Annotated in this window: 12 protein-coding genes and 2 pseudogenes; 4 read left to right on the forward strand and 10 right to left on the reverse strand. The window is 53.2% G+C overall.

Annotation, left to right across the window (positions count from 1 at the left end):
* Nucleotides 1-304: 304 nt before the first annotated feature.
* The 6 genes from FHX05_RS26255 to FHX05_RS26280 form a co-directional block, all read right to left on the reverse strand.
* Complete coding sequence (locus FHX05_RS26255) at nt 305-1,480, reverse strand: site-specific integrase (RefSeq protein ID WP_183875532.1); 1,176 nt, start codon at nt 1,478-1,480, stop codon at nt 305-307.
* Nucleotides 1,477-1,881 (reverse strand): type II toxin-antitoxin system VapC family toxin, encoded by a 405-nt coding sequence (locus tag FHX05_RS26260; RefSeq protein WP_183875534.1) that lies wholly within the window; start codon nt 1,879-1,881, stop codon nt 1,477-1,479. The genes FHX05_RS26255 and FHX05_RS26260 overlap by 4 nt, the downstream gene beginning before the upstream one ends.
* Nucleotides 1,878-2,135, reverse strand: a complete 258-nt coding sequence (locus FHX05_RS26265; RefSeq protein ID WP_112611358.1) for a type II toxin-antitoxin system VapB family antitoxin — start codon at nt 2,133-2,135, stop codon at nt 1,878-1,880. Before FHX05_RS26265 ends, FHX05_RS26260 begins: the two co-directional genes overlap by 4 nt.
* A 100-nt stretch (nt 2,136-2,235) precedes the next feature.
* Entirely contained in the window at nt 2,236-3,435 is a 1,200-nt protein-coding gene (locus FHX05_RS26270; RefSeq protein WP_183875536.1) for an MFS transporter, read from the reverse strand.
* A 125-nt stretch (nt 3,436-3,560) separates the two neighbouring features.
* Nucleotides 3,561-4,691, reverse strand: a complete 1,131-nt coding sequence (locus tag FHX05_RS26275) for a glycosyltransferase family 4 protein (RefSeq protein ID WP_183875538.1) — start codon at nt 4,689-4,691, stop codon at nt 3,561-3,563.
* 126 nt (nt 4,692-4,817) lie between these two features.
* Nucleotides 4,818-5,915, reverse strand: coding sequence for a class II D-tagatose-bisphosphate aldolase, non-catalytic subunit (locus tag FHX05_RS26280; protein ID WP_183875540.1), 1,098 nt, complete (start codon nt 5,913-5,915; stop codon nt 4,818-4,820).
* Between the two features lie 434 nt (nt 5,916-6,349).
* On the opposite strand from FHX05_RS26280, the gene FHX05_RS26285 reads away from it, so the two are divergent.
* From FHX05_RS26285 to FHX05_RS26295, 3 genes are all read left to right on the forward strand, one after another.
* A complete protein-coding gene (locus tag FHX05_RS26285; RefSeq protein ID WP_183875542.1) occupies nt 6,350-6,952 on the forward strand; it encodes an NUDIX hydrolase in 603 nt (200 codons plus the stop codon).
* 162 nt (nt 6,953-7,114) lie between these two features.
* The gene (locus tag FHX05_RS26290) at nt 7,115-8,314 is read left to right on the forward strand and encodes a hypothetical protein (protein ID WP_183875544.1); all 1,200 of its coding nucleotides are present in this window, start codon (nt 7,115-7,117) and stop codon (nt 8,312-8,314) included.
* Nucleotides 8,315-8,971 (forward strand): HAD family phosphatase, encoded by a 657-nt coding sequence (locus tag FHX05_RS26295; RefSeq protein ID WP_183875546.1) that lies wholly within the window; start codon nt 8,315-8,317, stop codon nt 8,969-8,971.
* A 137-nt stretch (nt 8,972-9,108) separates the two neighbouring features.
* Here the strand turns inward: FHX05_RS26295 and FHX05_RS26300 are convergent.
* Nucleotides 9,109-9,225 (reverse strand): annotated as a pseudogene (locus FHX05_RS26300) (IS110 family transposase); the annotation flags it as partial.
* A 426-nt stretch (nt 9,226-9,651) separates the two neighbouring features.
* Here FHX05_RS26300 and FHX05_RS26305 point away from each other — a divergent pair.
* Nucleotides 9,652-10,120, forward strand: a pseudogene (locus FHX05_RS26305) (integrase core domain-containing protein); the annotation flags it as partial.
* A gap of 94 nt (nt 10,121-10,214) precedes the next feature.
* Here FHX05_RS26305 and FHX05_RS26310 read toward each other — a convergent pair.
* The 3 genes from FHX05_RS26310 to FHX05_RS26320 all read right to left on the reverse strand — a co-directional run bounded on the left by FHX05_RS26310 (nt 10,215) and on the right by FHX05_RS26320 (nt 16,018).
* Complete coding sequence (locus FHX05_RS26310; RefSeq protein ID WP_183875548.1) at nt 10,215-12,011, reverse strand: peptidase G2 autoproteolytic cleavage domain-containing protein; 1,797 nt, start codon at nt 12,009-12,011, stop codon at nt 10,215-10,217.
* A gap of 467 nt (nt 12,012-12,478) precedes the next feature.
* On the reverse strand, nt 12,479-14,014 hold the full coding sequence (locus FHX05_RS26315; protein ID WP_112420535.1) for a right-handed parallel beta-helix repeat-containing protein: 1,536 nt from the start codon (nt 14,012-14,014) through the stop codon (nt 12,479-12,481).
* A 555-nt stretch (nt 14,015-14,569) separates the two neighbouring features.
* On the reverse strand, nt 14,570-16,018 hold the full coding sequence (locus tag FHX05_RS26320) for a hypothetical protein (RefSeq protein ID WP_112420534.1): 1,449 nt from the start codon (nt 16,016-16,018) through the stop codon (nt 14,570-14,572).
* Nucleotides 16,019-16,600: the final 582 nt, after the last annotated feature.

The raw sequence follows: 16,600 nt of genomic DNA on the forward strand, positions 1-16,600 counted from the left end.
CAAGAATACAGCCTTCGGGTAGGCCCCACGTGTTCGATGGATTTCGGTGAAGCGAACAGGACCTAGTTTGAAGGCGAGGGGTGTCAGCGCGGATGGCCCAGGATCTAGTTGAGCTGACATTCCGCCGTCCACAAGAGCGAAAGGCTCGCGGTGATCCGACAAAGAGGAGTGAACTCAGCAGCGACGGAGCAGTTCGTTCAGTTCGGACGATATTCGACGGTTAATCATCCTCGCATTTATGGAGCAGAACTCCAGAATTGCAAGGAAAATCCAAGCAGCCTTTCCGAGAAATCGGGACGCGGCGCTATACAAGCAACCGCGCCGCCCGCCCGTTCTTCAGTTCGGCGTTGTTATAATAGCTCGCCGCCTGCGTCACTGACTTGTGCAGCGATTGCTGCATGGCTTCTTGCAGCGGCACGCCGCGGTTCGCCGCCTCGGTCAGATAGCCGGACCGCAGTCCATGCGCCGAAAACATCTCTGCGTCCAACCCCGCCAGCTTGCACCGGCTTTTCAGGATCAGATTGACCGATTGCGGCGTCAGCGCGCGCCGGTCGATGTTCCCCCACTGGTCGATCCGCCGGAAGAGCGGTCCGCTCTCGATCCTTGATTCTTCGATCCAGCGCTTCAACGCGACAACCGGCCGGCCGATCAGAACGGCATGCGCCTGGTCTTCAGTCGTCGTCGTCTTCGTGCGGCCGAGATGGACGGTGAGACACGGCAGGAGGGGGGAGGCGGGGTTTCGTGGATCGGCATGGACCTGGTCTTCATCGACCAGATCCTCGACCCGCAGGTCGGCAACTTCGGAGCGCCGGCGGCCGCCGGAGGCAAAGGCGGTCAGCAGCAAGGCGCGATCGCGAAGATCGACCAGGCGCTCGCCGTTACAGGTGGCCAGCAGCTTTGTCAGAACGTCGGCGGTGATCGCTCGTCTGCTTTTACGTCGACGCTGCCGGGGTGCGGCGCGGACTGCCAGTCGCAATGCGGCCTTCAGCGAGGGAGCGGTAAAGGATCCCGCTAGGCCACGCCAGCGGGAGAGGATCGACCAGGAGGTCAGTCGCCGGCGGACGGTATCGGGCGCATGCGGTCCATCGACACGCAGCAGGCCTTTGGCGCGCAACCCGATCTCGACGTCATCAGGCATGCCGTGGGAAGAATCCTCGGCCCGTTCGACCGGGTCCCAGAGATGATGGGCGACGAATTTCAGGAGCAGGCTCTCCGGCGCCGGCCAGGGGAGGGGAGCGCCGGTCGCCAACTCGCACCAGGCTTCGAGATAGCCCAGATCGGAGGCAAGTGCGCGCAGCGTGTTGGCCCCCATGCCCTCCTTGGCCAGATGCTTGAGGGTGGCGACATCCCCGTCGGTCAGCAGCGTTGCCAGCTGATCGCGGCGGGCGAAGGGCAGGATGGCGTCGAGCGCATCGAGCTCTTCGGCGCGCGCCAGCAACGGATCGGCGGGGGAGGTGCGGACGATCGTTTTCCTTGTCATTGGGTAGCCGATGCGGGATGACATCTCACGTCCGTCCGCCCGAAATCATTCCCCTTGAATAGCAAGGGCGCCTTGGCGATCACGGCAACGGCGTACGAATAGCAGTCGCCCATGTTAAGGCTGGCCGGATGGCGACCTTTGCCAAACAGGTCGAAGGCCTTCTCGGCAGCATAGTAATGCCGCTCGCCGAAGGCCACAGCGGTCACATTTGGCAAAGCGACGAGCTGAGAAATGATGGCTGCGGCGTTAGGAAAGCTCTTGCCGGTGAGCACCATTCGTGCCTCAAGCAAGGTCGGCCAGCCAATGACGACCTCCTCACGGGTGACGAGCGCATGAAACCGTTCAGCTTCGGGCTCTCCCAGCGACGTGGCCACAATCACCGACGTATCGACGGCAATCATTTCGGCAAACCGTTTTCGTCGTAAAGATCGTCATGGGCGGAGGTGGTGCCGGGTGGCACGGACCGGCGGCCCTCGGCCATCAGCTCCCAAAGCGTGTCGGCTGGCGTCTGTGCCGACTTTTGCCGCAGTTCTTGGTCGTAGTGCTCGAGCGCAATTTCGACGAGCTTGTTGATTGGTTGGCCGGTGCGTCTGGCCAGCGCATGTGCCAGATCGCGTGCCTTGCTGCTGCGGATGGAAAGCTGCGGTTCGGACATTTGGGCACTCCTGACGCGGATATTATGCCGCAAAGATAGTGCTTTGGGCCGAAGATAGCAAGGAAGGGCCGTCAGATGGCTCACTATCGATACTTGAATACTAAGTCGAGCTTCGGACGGCCCCGAGCACAAGGAGCCCACCGATGCCAGCAGCTGCCATCGTGACTCCCAACCAGGCCGTGCCCGAGTAGCCGAAAAAGGGTGCACCAAAGGCAAACATAATTGCCATCAGACCGTTTGCCAAGCAGGAGTTTATTGGATTAAAGGCCGTGCCCAACCCAGGTCGATCGGGAAAAAGCTGTTGGAAATAGGTCAACGGCATTGAAAGCAGTGCCGCCGCGCCTGCCGCAGCTGGAAGCGCCAGCAGATAAAACTGCCACGGTGCCGTCGTAAAGGACAGCAAAGCCATATAACCTCCATAGATAACGCCCCCCATTACTAGGATAGCAAGAAGGCTAATACGTGTGAGAAGCGCAGCCCAGATTAACATGAACGGAATTTCGAGCAACGCAATTAAGCCCGCGACCATTCCGACGTCTGCGCTCTTGCCTCCTAGTTTGATCATAAGGATAAGCGGCCAAAGAGTGCTCGCCAAACGAGTTGTGCCTGTTAAAGATGCCATAGAGATCATACGTGCCAGCATCAAGGGAGCCGCAATTTCCTTAAGCGCGGAAAAAAATGCACCGCCTGACATTCCCGCCCGTTGATCTCGCGATTTTCGTAAGAGGAAAGCAGAACAGAACAGGATGGCAAGCGCGCATAACCCAGCCACCCCCCATGCCCCCCGCATGCTTCCGGAACCGGCGAAAGCAAAGCCTACGGTACCTGGCATAACGACCCACGAAGCGGACATAAAGGCACGCATCGTCGTGTTAACGGCCGCAGAATCCTGACTGGTCAGATCTGCAGTTTCTGCGCGTACACTAATAAAAATGAACGAACTCACGGACTGGAAGAACGGTATCGCAAGCGCTGTGGCGCAGACGAATACATAACGGGAAGGAAAAATGAAAATGGCGCCGTAAGCAATGACGCCGATCGACGCCAACGCTACCATGATCTTCCGCCGATCTCCTGTGAAATCCGAAATGACACCCAGCGAAACGCTGATCAAAACGGTTGATAACGATGTTACGAACATCAGAACCGAATACGCCTGATCACTTATGCCGAGTTCATTAATCGCCGTTATAGAGAGATATGGAAGCGTTGAGCCGTATGCTGAGCCATGTATGAAAGTCATAACTGCCAACAACAGAAGCGAAGGACGGCGAAGTATCAGGCGAATAGGATGAAACATCGAGCTCTTTCGTTTCGGACAATATCTCGTCGGGAGCGGATGAGGAGTCATCCAGACGAAGGGTCAACAGCCTGGCCGTGATTGATTGCCGCAATTTGTGTAAGACGGACGCCGATGCCAGGAAGTTAGCCGGCCAACGGTCTCGGTTGACCAAGCCGCATTCGACCGACCTTTCGTCTGCTGGCCAAGGATCGTTCGACGATCTTGACAATTTCCTTGTAGACGACCGTAGGTTCATGTATGCGGCAGGCTCTCAGCCTTGCTTCGCGCCCCATATCTCTAAGTTTATTGCGATCTTTGAAAAGGTTTTCCACTGAGCTGATAAAGCGTTGCCGATCACCGATTTGGCAGAGGTAACCGGTGACACCGTCCTCAATAAGTTCGGATATTCCCCCGACCCGCGAAGCGACTGACGGGACGCCTGCCATGGCCGCCTCGGCAACGACTATCGCGCTGCAGTCGCGATGGGTCGGGTGGATCAAGACGTGCGTATTCGGTAGAAGCTCACGTATCACCTTTTCATTGGGCACTGGTCCGTGCCAGGTCGTGTTTGGAACCTCGCTCCTCTGCGCTGAGCGCTCCGTTACCAAATGCAAATTCATAAACCGATGCAGGTGAGATGTCTGCCATTCCAGGAGATCCGTGCCGCCCTTGCGTTCAAAGTCGCCTCCAACAAACAGCACGTTTAATCTCCCTTCTGGTTGAAAAGCTGTGACCGGATAGCTCGACGGCTGCGATGCGACCGGAACTACACTTACCCTGTCGGGCGATATGCCATAGTGATTCACAACATCGTTAGCGGCCCATTTCGATATCGATATTATGTGCTCGGAATCTTGAAAGAGCGTCCCCTCCCGCGCAATCGCGGCGTCGCGGATGTGACTACCCCCGAACTCCGTCTTATAAAGACGGCGTGTGGAGTCGATCACCGTGAATATCGGAACACCGTGGGGATTCCGGACAAAGGGCGCTGCTTGCGCTTGCGTTGCCGCCACGATCGCATCGAACTCTCGGATTCGCGATCGGAACTTGTTCGCCTGCCATGAGACAACGGTATAGGGATCGAATATTGGAATGTGCAGACCGTCGTCCGTGTGATAGCCGGTGTGCCAAATCAAACGGCGCCCAAGCCTGGACGCAGAGAAAGAAACAAACTCGTGCTGATTGTCCCCCTGAAGCTGAATTGCATCACGGATTCTCTGACCGACGGTTCTCCAACCGAGCCCCGTAGAAATGAAAAATAATATCTTAGGCATTGACGTTCTTTTCGTTGACCATTGCCGGCGGCTAGTCCGAACACCCTGAAGCTGAGGAGGGTGACTGACCACACTTAGAGAAACGGCAGAACCACTTAATAAATCCTGACGATCTACTGCGCGACTTCACGCGAAATTGTCGAAATAGCGAGTGATATGTCTCGATATCATCCCTTGAATGTGAGCGTCTAAATCAAAGGACTTCGCTGTGCACAAGGCTCTTAGTTTATCTCTAATTCTGCGAAAAGGTTCAGTTCCAAAAGTGTAGTGGCCCGCTATCTCGGCTCGGTCATCATCTGTTGCCTTAGTGTCCTCCCGCATCCATTTGACCCAAAGTCCGGAACTTATTGAAAGACTCTTAAACTCGATCAGCTCACGATGTAGCCCGAAATCGCGGAGGACGTTGCAGATTGTACGGGTTTCTACAACACCAAACTCCGGTGCAACGTTGAGGGCAGCGATGCCTGAACGCTGGAGGTGCCGTATCCTGTCAGCCGGAAGATAGTCAGCGTTATGTGCTTTTAGTCCAACGCCTTTTTCACGACAAACCGCCGACATGCCTTCATTAGCACACTGAACGGCAACGGACGCGAACATGATCGCGCCGACATTTTGGGTTTCTTCAACCTTCGTCCCCGTTTGCGCTACGACGAACAGGGGGCGGGGCAGGCCCAACCGTGAAAGGCGCTCCAAAACGACTTCAAGCTTTTCAGCAAATTTCCGCGGATGATCTGTATCTATGCCTTGAGCCTCGAAGCCGATTTCGAATTCGACCGTTCGCTCCTGTGATTGGGCTATCGTATGGCATTGTCGGTAAAGTTCGACCAGACGGTCGATGGCAATAGCCTCATCAGCCAACCCCTTACCTTCGGCGCTTGTGTCGATATGAAGCAGGTCAAACCCACAAAGAATGTCGTCCCGAAATGATCTCAGACATGAAGCCATTGCTTCGTCTGGAGAGAAATCTCGCTCTGCAGGATGCTGCCAAGGCCCCCCATGATCGCGGCAAAGCGCAAGTCTATCAGCAGAAACGCGGGCCCTGACGTATCTTGCAAATTCCTGGGTTGTCCAGCTCTCAACGTAACCGCCGCCAGTCTCCTTTGAATCAACTTGCCGGCGGCTTGCGATTACCATGCACGACTTGCCGCCGTTAGCAAGTCCAATGCAAGCATCAATAGTATTTTTTGACATCGGACCGACGCCGACTCGAGCATCAAAAAGCATAGAGCACTTATCTCCCTTTATCGTTGAAGTATAGAACTCTGTTGGCACGCCGTCTTACTATAATCAAAGGCATCCCAATGTGATATCGCTGGTGGAGACGATGCTCCTGTAAATTGCATTAATCAAGCGCCTTTCCATAACCGAGTAATATTTTTTTCGCGTTCGCCCTTCCTGCGGGTCACTAAATTTATCAGCCATGCGGCGTAACATACTGATTTAAGCGCAATAAAATTTTTTTGAAGTCGACACTTTCGCATTTATGACATTTTTATGACAGTCGCATTGACAACCACCTGTTTTATGTGTGATATGAATTGCAATCTAAAAGCAGCGGAAAATACCCGCATAACGCGACCGCGTTTATACTATACATTTCCTTTTCTTAACCACGTCAGACATGTGCCACGTAGGTTTGAGCGCTTCTGAGGAATAAGATGATCGAAAAAAACTGGCGCGTAGTTTCGTCAAAAATAACGTATCAGGATCGATGGATAAAGCTGCGCAGTGACGACTGCATAACTTCTGCGGGCGGCAGGGTCGCGCCTTACCATGTGCTCGAATATCCAAATTGGGTCAACATCGTTCCGGTCACATCAGACGGGATGATTACAATGGTCGAAGAGTACAGGCACGGCCATCAAAGTGTCATGCTCGGCCTTGTCGGTGGTGCGGTGGATACCAATGACTCCGTTGAAGGGTCCGCGGATCTCGCTGCTGCGCGACGCGAGATGGAAGAGGAAATTGGGACGAGTCCCACTTGTCTCGTTGAGATGCTGAGGTCCTCTCCGAACTCCGCGAGCCACACAAATATTGTGACGAGCTTCCTGGCATACGGTCTCAAACCATATTCTGGGAGGAAACCAGACGATAGTGAGAGTATTACTCCATGCGAGAGAAATATAACTGATATACTGGACGATCTTCAGTCTGGACAGTTGTTGATGCAGGCATTGCATATAGTTTCTATATACGCGGCAGCGCAGTTTATATTGGCGAACGACTTCACAGATTCTGGCGTCAGTAAAGTAAAGTTATAACTTATTTCTTATTTTACAGAAAAGATGAATATCAAACTGCCGTAAAGTAAGAAGAGGTGGGGTTATACAACCCTATCACACGATTTCTAAATTCGCATCCGAGCGTGTGGGTGCAAGCCCGATCTTAATGACACGCTCGAAATTATCTGCGGAGCTTTCATTATGGCGATTGAACAGGGCGGTGCCGAAGAGGTAGCGTTGGTATCAGACCGCGTCCTCGGTAGGCTGATTAGTCAAACGGACCACGCTAAGGTTGAATTGTTCGATGCGGATGGAACCGCATATGTCAGGAAAACTGCGTTAGGCGATGTTGATGCCTTCCGTTCTGAAGTCTCGTCGCATTCCCGCGCTCACATTGGTGGTCAGCCTCTAGCGCCTGTGACGCAAGTTGGAGTTTCTGGAAGATATCCGTTCTATCAGACGCCGTTCTATGGCGGTGGAACCCTCAGAGATCGGCTGGTCGGCGCAAATTACAATGAAGCCATCGCCCGCCCGTTGATTTCGGAACTGCTCGCGAAGCTCGCAGAAGGGTTCCTTTCCAAGTCTGCAACCGCGAGCGGGGTAGCTTTTGCCGACTATGCCTTGGTTTCTCGGCCGCGTTCTCGCTTAGAGAGGTTTTGCTGGCAACGAGAACAGACACATAGTGGTATTATTCCGACTGGCGTCAAGGCATCCGAGTGGACTGCTATGGGGATTGGCGATGCATTTTGTCAGGTCGCTCGTTCAGGAACCATCGAGATCAATGGTGCTACATACCCCGGCGCTCTGAGGATGTGCAATATCATTGCAGATAACATCGCGTTGTTTGTAGCAGACAAGGACGATATTTGCTTGATCCATGGTGACCCGCATTTCGGGAACATTTTATTCGACAGCCATCTGAATGCGGTGTTTGTCGACTCAGGAGGATTTGTCGATGGAGGCGATATCGCTTACGACCTGGGCAAAGTCATGTGTTCGTTGAGATGGCACGATCTTTATATTGCTGACCTCTGCGTACCCTTTGGATATCAAATCTCCTCTAAAGGAATTGTATCGTTTGAGGATCTTTTCACAGCTAAGTCACCGGTTCATGCAGCTAACCTACGATGGCTATTCGCTTGGTTCTTGGATCGGATAATAGAGGGAAATTTTCTTTCACAGCGGACGAACGCGGAAAGGTTGATGATGAGATCTCTTTTGTACTCCGGCGTCCATTGCGTAGCTATGGCATCCACCCTTGTGAGGAGATGTGGATGGAGGGCGATAGGACTGTTGATTGACGGGATAAGGACTTCCGCGATAGCTGTTAGGGCTATCACCGAAGGAAAATCTCTAGCCGAGACTACGGCGGACCTGACCTCCTCACAGTTTGGATTATAAATGCTTAAATGGATGATCTTTGATGCCGATGGCGTGCTAGTTGATTCCGAACTCGTTGCGGCTGTTGTCTTGACAGAGCAACTTACAAAGGCAGGCGTGGCGATCTCCGGACAATTCGTTCGTAGTTGTCTGATGGGTCGAACGAGAACAGGGGTCGAGCGTATCCTACGTCGCTATTTCCAATTCATTGTTCCTTCGACGTTTTGGGAATCATATTACATCGAGAGAGCATGTCGGTTTGAAAAAGAGCTGGCCATCGTACCGGAGGCAGCCAATTGCATCCAGGCATTTCGGGACAAAGGGATTAAAACGGTGGTTGCGACGGACGCATCACAAAGCAAAGTCTCCAGGAATTTCGAAATTGTCGGCTTAACAGCGATGTTCGACTTCCCCATAATTTCGGGGGCTGCACTTGCGACGTCCAAACGGTCGAAGACATATTTTGCTCGCGTTTTAGAATTACTGAATGTCGACGCAGAAGAGTGTGCATTTATTGACGATCGATGTTTCTCCGCACGCAATGCCATGCATATGGGTATTCGATCTTACGGGTACGTGGGTCCAGGGGCCCATGGCGATTCTCTAAGGTTTTCGAAGGCGAACATCCCTATGATCCTAAATCTTGGAGATCTGGTTCAGATCGCGTCATGCGACTAAAGGTGGCAATCCTGCAGCGGTGATTGCTGAGGAGTGGCCGCCGTATAGACTATTCTTTCGCTCAAGTACATCGGGTTATCGTGTTCGCTGGTCGAATGTTACTGTGGATATGTGGTTGGGCTGCAGCCCATGTCGTTCCGCGAAATGACGCGAGGATCTGATGCGCTTTTCCCGCGCCAAACACGCACGCCACTCCGACGGATTGCGACGGCAGTCTCTTTCATTGAAACGTCGAGGCCGATATATTCTTCCATGGCTGTTCTCCTTTGATGCTAGGCCCGGCGTCCAGTCGAGAGCCCGTACCTCATCTTATCGGGGAACAGCCACCTTCCAAATCATGTCCGAATCCGAAGGGGTATGGCTCCCGCGATTACCCCATGTGGATGCCCCCTCCGTCCGGCATCGGCGTATGATGCCTGCTCAGCGCCATGGTGGCGCTTGCGGAGGAGAGGCAGATGACAACAGTCCACATTCTGGCGATCGACCTTGCGAAGCGGAGCTTTCAGGTCTGCGCAACGGATCGCGGCGGTGCGTGTGTGGATGCCCCCGGTTTGGCAAGAAGATTTTTGACGGTCGTCCGCGAATAAGGAATTCTATCGGTCGTGTGTCAGGCCTCTTGGTGTGGCCTGGTTAGCCACGGGCCGGGATGCAGTTCGAAGAACAGGAACCACATCGGTTCAGATACCTCGATCTCCGGTCGTCGTGTTGCTCGCGAGCTGACGACGTTGATCGAACGGCGCGGCAAGCCGGGAATGATCGTCTCCGACAACGGCACGGAGTTCACCTCGAACGCCATCCTCGCGTGGTCGACGGAGCACAAGGTCGAATGGCACTACATCGCGCCGGGAAAGCCGATGCAGAACGGTTACGTCGAATCCTTCAACAGCCGCATGTGCGACGAGCTGCTGAACGAGCCTGTTCTTCGGTCTCGGCCGCGCCCGTAGCGCTATTTCCGAATGGGCGCAGGATTATGACCATTTCCGGCCGCACTCATCGCTTGGATATCAGACCCCGGCAAGCTATGCCGGGTCCGTCGCCGCAACCGGCTCCAACGCTACGCAAGATGAAAGCTTCGCGTTTCCGCCGGTTGCTCACACCGCGCCACTTGGCGTATTCAAAACCGCCGAGGCTCTAATTGCCGCTGGATGAAAGTTCAGTGGCAGGTCACTCCTCTTCTTTCCAACAGGGACTATAAGTGGAAATTCCAATTCCGGATGGTCTGATTTATTGCGGACAGGTCAGCTCACTTCACCATCCATTCTTCGACGGTGGCCGACACGTCACGCATCTTGATCCAGCGTGCGCCTGTCGGCTGGCCTTTAAGCAACCGCAGTTTCCCAAGCAGACCAATCGGCGACCATTCTCCGCGAACTTCTCTCGACTTGTACGAAGCAGTCGCATCGAAAGCAGGATTCAACTTTCGTCGTTGGATGTTCTTACACTCAACGTCCGACGGAGCCACGACGCCCTGAGGAATCTCGTTGATCGGATAGCTGTGTTCGACTGTACGAGCGGCTGAGAGTAATCTGCTGGCTTCTTCTTTCCACTTATGGGTGACTGGTTTGCCATCCTCGCCAGCGTCAACGTGCTCCCTTTCAATGGTTTCATCCACCCGCTCTTCCGGTACATTCTCGCTCCAGCACAGAACTTCAACACTTTCAGTGATGTACCTGCCGAGATCATCCCGAAGATATTTTCCTTTCCAGAAATCAGTATCGCTGTCACCCACTACAAAGGCAGTCGCGGAAACGACACCGAGGGGCTCTTCATTGGCGGCGGCGATCCTGATCTTTGAGCCTTCCAAAACCACACTTTGCCCTGTGCGGTCCTCGTTGTTCGGATTGCCATCAGCCCATTCGAAATACTCCGCATAGTCGGCGCCCCCACCATTCCACGTTCCGTCGGCAAACGCGGAGCCGTCACCACGCAAATTGAACGTCAGATCGCCTAGGGCTCGGGCCGTCATAAAGGAAAAAGCGGAATTTTTCGTGCGAGACACATTAATGCGTATGCACTCGCCAGAGTATCCGGCATTTGACAGCGTTGTCGCAAATGCGGTTTGTGTAACGTTTTCCGTGGCGGCTTCAAGTCGATGCGCCGTTGTACCCAGTCCAGCCGTGCCGATGACTACCCCGAAACCACCAAAACGCGCCTCGACTTGCTCTACGCCGCCGTCGTAAGAAATAATGCCGGTCGAACCGTTCGCGCGGGCCGCAAGACGGATCCCGTTGGTTTTTGGCGGGTTTTGAACATTAACGACTGTGTTACCTTTGCTGCTTCTTCCAAGTTTGTCGGAGTTCCAAAAATTAACGGTGCCGTTCTCTGCGAGTTTTAGTAACGTGCTAGCACCCATATTCAGGAAAAGCGGGTGCAACTGGCCGTTAAATGTGTTGATGACGGAAATATCGTAGTGTCGCAGATTCTCTCCGCCCGTCTTAAATTTGTTTACGAAAACAAGGCGCTCTTCGGAATTATCACCTTTAATCCCAGCCGAACCGAGGCCAATAGAGCAAAGGTCTTCCCCGTTGCCCTTGCTTACAAGCGTGGTTTCCGGCCTATCACCTGCCGTATAGTCGCCAAAATATGGTTCCACCGCGAGTTGAGTGGGTGAGATGGCCGAGTTCGGAAATAGGCGGAGAGTTGCCAACGGGCCGGGGTCGTCTTGATTGAAGGCAACCCAATCACCGATTATGAGGCCGGTACCTTGACCGCTAGCCATGCGCCAATCGAGATCGCGGCTGATCTCCATACCGAATGGGCGGAATTTGATGACATTGCCCTTTACGTTGCCGCCGCCAATAAGCGCAACCTCACCCAGGAAAACCCACATCCGATCGGCACTGCCGATCTGTTCGGACCCTATATTGTAGGTGCCAGCGGGTACCCAAATCTGACCGCTGGGACCTGCCTGTGTGTCTGCCTCAATGAAGGCAGAAGCGCTCGGCGTAGCACCTGTGCGATCAGCTCCGTGGCTGACCACGTTTATGGGGAGGTTCTCAGCGGTAGTGCCGAACTGACCTGTAGGAACTTCAGTGTACATTAGGTAAGCCTCCGTTAAGTTATATATCGTTGATTGTGGCTTTGGTGCTCCCTCAGTTCAGGGGTGCACGCAGCCGTCATGGTTTGACCCGAATAGAAAAAGCCCGGCGCGAAGCCGGATTGAAATGTTCGCTTATGGAGATGTAGGCTAGGTTTTTCAGAGATGATTATTGCGCAATATAGCGACTAGCGGTTCGATACCTTCGGAGCCGCACCAAATCTATATCCACGGCATTAACTGGAAGCATGGTCGGCAACTGAGCCTCGAAGAGCCGCAGCCAAGCGGCCATCATTTAACTTCCAGTCCCAACGAAACACTAGCGCTGGATGGATTTATCTGTCTGCGGCCAAAATTGACGTTCAGCTCTAAGATGCGCTCAGCTTCGATATCATCTTACGGCTTTATGCGCATCTTGCAGCTGCTCGAAACGCTCTTCAACGAGTCTCGGTCCACTCAGCGGCCGAGATTTAGATATTTGTTCCTGCCGGAATTGTAATGGACCCCGAAGATGTATTCAGCATGCCAACACCGGAGTTTCCAAGCGTATTGTTGCCTACGGCTACAAAGCCCCCAGCGTTTCCCTCGAAACGAATCCCATGAGTGCAGTTCGTTACGCGATTATTACTCACCACGCCCCTATTGCTGTTGCCTGAAACGACGATACCGGAGTCGGTATATCCTTCGCCATCGATTACATTGCCTGTAATCACTACATCAGAACCAGCAACGATGGCGATACCTTCGCCTCCGGCCTGATTATCGATATCTGCAAGGCGGATTTTGTTGTTCGCAATAACTATGGAACCCTGAGTCGTGTTAATTCTGATATTGTCTCCACTAACCCAAGAAAGTTCACAACCGACGATCTCAATGCCTCTAGGATTTCCCTCGGCGAAGAAGTTATAATTAGCAGAAGTCCCACCAACAAAATTGCAGCCGATCCATGCTCCGCCCGAGAAATTCGCGTTCGCTCCGCCAGAAACAAACACGCCGTTGCCCATCTGATGGTCAAACCAACAGTTCGAAAACTTAACACCGGCTACAAAGCCGCCGCTGTTAAGCAGAGCTACTGCAGCTGTCTCATAATATCCAAAATAGGAGTTTGAGACAAAAAGCCCATCAACTGCTCGGACTTGCATGCCATATTGTGCTCCTGGGGTTCCCGATTGTCCATAGGCCGTTTGGAAATCACAGTTGTTGATAAATATATTCCCCCCGTAAATCCCGCCCCATGAAGGGTTCGCTGTTCCAATCATGATGTTGGAACGTGTGCTCGGGCTTTTATATCCGTTCGCCGCCCGGCAATTATCTATTTGAACGCCGAAGCATCCTGCGAGGTAAATTTCGTAATAGCCTCCGCCCATATCAAGATCTTCGAGACGGATCCCGTTTCCTTTTTCCACGTAGATAAGCGCGCCGGCAGTACTGACGATGGACGAAGCCGTATTGATGTTGATCCCAGCGATGGTGATGCCATGGATGCTATTCGGAGCAGCCACGGCGCAGTAGAATGTTGTTACCGCAGGGTTGAACTGGCGGACGGTCGTTGTACCTGCACCGGCCCCCCGAAGCGTGAAGTACTCACGTCCAATCGTGATTTGGTCATTCACGCGAATAACCCCTGCTGGGAGAAGAAGAGCCACCGGCACAGGGGGTAATGCAGTAATGGCGGCTTGGAGCATAGCTGTGTTGTCCGTTGCATCATCGCCCCGGACTCCCCACCATGTTGCGTGATAGATGTCGTCTTCAACCACACGCTCCCAGTAACAGCCCGGAGTGTTCGAAACAATAATGCGGCCCTCTTGAGGATCGGGGAACGGTGTTCCACTCTTTCGCGCGAATATTCCTTCTCTTCCGGCTTCGCCGAGATAGGCGGTATTGTATCTCCCGGTTGCATTCAGCGCCTTCAGGGCGGCACGGCTCGCAACAACGGTCGGCATAGTTATCGTCAATGACGGGTTCAGGTTGTTCTCACTCACTGCGTTATCTGCGATATCAGGCATTTCTTACCTCTGGTTTAGTTACAGCTATCCCGGATGATCGGAATTTTTGCCGGAATCTAGCAGCAGATGGGTATATATTGCTGCTTGTGCTTTCATTCTTGTTGCAAAGCAAATAACAAGAGCCGTCCAACGCCTAGCCGAACTGCTAAAGCATTGCTCTTTGCAGCTGAACATCAAAAAACGTTGGTTGCTGCCGCTCCCGTGGTGAATTTGAAATCTACGCCCGCTCATTAGCCATTTTAACGTTACGCTTCTGCAGATCTCCGGGTTCAAGGGGTGTCACTTTCGGAGATGTGAGCTCGCCGCCATTGCGGAAAATCCAATGTCGCGGCATTCGACCATCTCTCCGGTCAGTGATCCCGAAAGATCAGCACCGCTTGCAATTTCGTGCTGCACCCCTGCGCCAGCGCACTTGGTGTGTTAGAAAGGACGTGATGGCCAGCGGGTTTCCAGGTTCACACCTAACATAACATTCTCGAATGAAAAGGCGCTCCGAGGGACGCCTCAGTGATCGGCGCGATTGCCTAAGTGAGCGGTACCGTAGCTACTTTGCCATCATGGAATACTGACCCACGTGCCATATGTTGCGGGAACAAGATCATTGGGATTGTAGTAAACAAACCCACCACTTTGCGGTCGAACAAAACCGGATGCACGTGCCTTGACGCCGTAAATCTCGCCCCAGAATGACGACAGCTGAGCAAAGCCGTGACTGGCCGCACCGCTTACGCGGATGGTTCCAGTAAAATACAGTAGCTGCGCATTATTTCTGTTGAAGATCGCTGCTGCGGTACCAGCATCACTTACGACAACTTCACAGCCATACCAGAAAACTCCTGCGGCAGGATTACCTGTCGTTATGAACATGTTGCCCGTAGCGAACAAATAGTACTCTTTGAAAACACAATGCCGGAAGAAAATGTTGCCGCCTGCTGTGCCGAGCAAACACCAGTATATCAGATTCGTAGCCTCGAAGTGGATGTCGAACACGCACTGGCTCCACGTTCCGGGTGAGAAATATATTCCGGAAGCGTGCTCGTTCTGGCCGTAGCAGTTGATGAAATGGTGGGAATTGCCGCTTCCGGACTCAACAAGAGCGAATGTATTTGTTGCTCCGCTTATCTGTTCAAAATTACAGCTGGTGTATATTTGGTCGTTGAAGCTTATGTATGTATTTTTCGGAAGAGTGACAGTAAAGAACTGTGACGTTATGCCTGCGCTATTATTGCCGTCCATAAACACGCAGCTACCAGTTGCTGAGCTATTCCAGAATTTGCATTTATCCGCTCTAAAAATCTCCGCGGCCCCATTATAGAACGCCGTGACGGTATAGGCGCCGATCAAATCAACGTTGAATATGCCATTATTCTCGGCTGAACCGGTGGTCAGGTCGCCTGTACCTCTTCCAATTTGCAGTCCGATATTCGGGGCGGAAGATGCATCGCCGTAGAGCGTGCCGTTCATGAACTGGATACCAGTAGACCAGAGAGCATCGATCATTGGCTTGCCAGCCGTTTTGCCGATCAGCAAAGCTCCTTCGAAGTCAACGATCAATTTGACCATTCTCAGCTGCGTCATGTTGATAGTGGCCGTCAGCAAAAAATTATTCATCTTGCCGCCACCGAAACTCAATCGTGGCTTTACGTTTGGGCTGCCAAATAGCTTGATATAATCGACTGCAAGCTGGATCGCTGCACTGTCTGACGTCGCGCCGTCGCCCTTGGCGCCGAACATGAAGACGTTGATATCGTGCTCTGCCAGCTCATACCAGACATTGGCACCGCCGGAGAGAGTGATAGACAACTTGCCGCCGTGCGTCGGTTGCGTCGCAACCTGCTTATAAGTGGCGGCGCCGCCATCTCCGGCGGCAGCATAGCCCGCCGTCATAATGAAGCCCGGCGCCGTTGTCGGATGATAGCTTGCAATAGCGTCTGCGCGCGAATTGATGAGAGCCCCATCAGCCTCGGATAGGATGGCGGTCGCGACGTTCTTATTAGTCGGCATTGTGTTCTCCTGAACTTTTGCGTTGAAAGATAATCGAGCAGCCTGCCCCAGGCAGTTGCGGATAGAAGCTGCAGCTAAGTGCGAAATCAGGATGAGCGGAGAAACCTCGCAAATCATCCCGCTCTACGGCAGCATGGTATTTCCGACTTTGCGAGAGCAAGCCCGGCTTACTGGCGCTTTCGGAGCACTAATTACCTCTTCGAAATCAAAAACCTAACCTTGCAAGACGGAGGCCAGTCATGTTGATTGAATTCGTCTCTATGAGGTTGTCGCGGCTAGGGCCAAAACTTTGATTTGGCGAGCAGGTACAAACTGCCGATGGCCTTGATGGGCTGCCGCCAACTAAGCGGGCTGCATCATCGGCAGTTACGCAGTTTCCATCGCTCCATTTGAAGACCCCACATGTTATATGTCGCAGGACAATGTCACCTTAACTTGAATTCGGATGAACTGAAGCGTCTGCCTTCGGGGATATTGATCTCAGGCCATGGGTCTGGCCGCAGCTTTCCACTCTGCGATCGCATAGATGCGGTGAATGCGGTTTTGGGATACGGTGTGTTGTGAGCGGGTGGGACGAAGAGG

The organism is Rhizobium sp. BK491 (genome assembly GCF_014194925.1).
Taxonomy (GTDB): Bacteria; Pseudomonadota; Alphaproteobacteria; order Rhizobiales; family Rhizobiaceae; genus Rhizobium.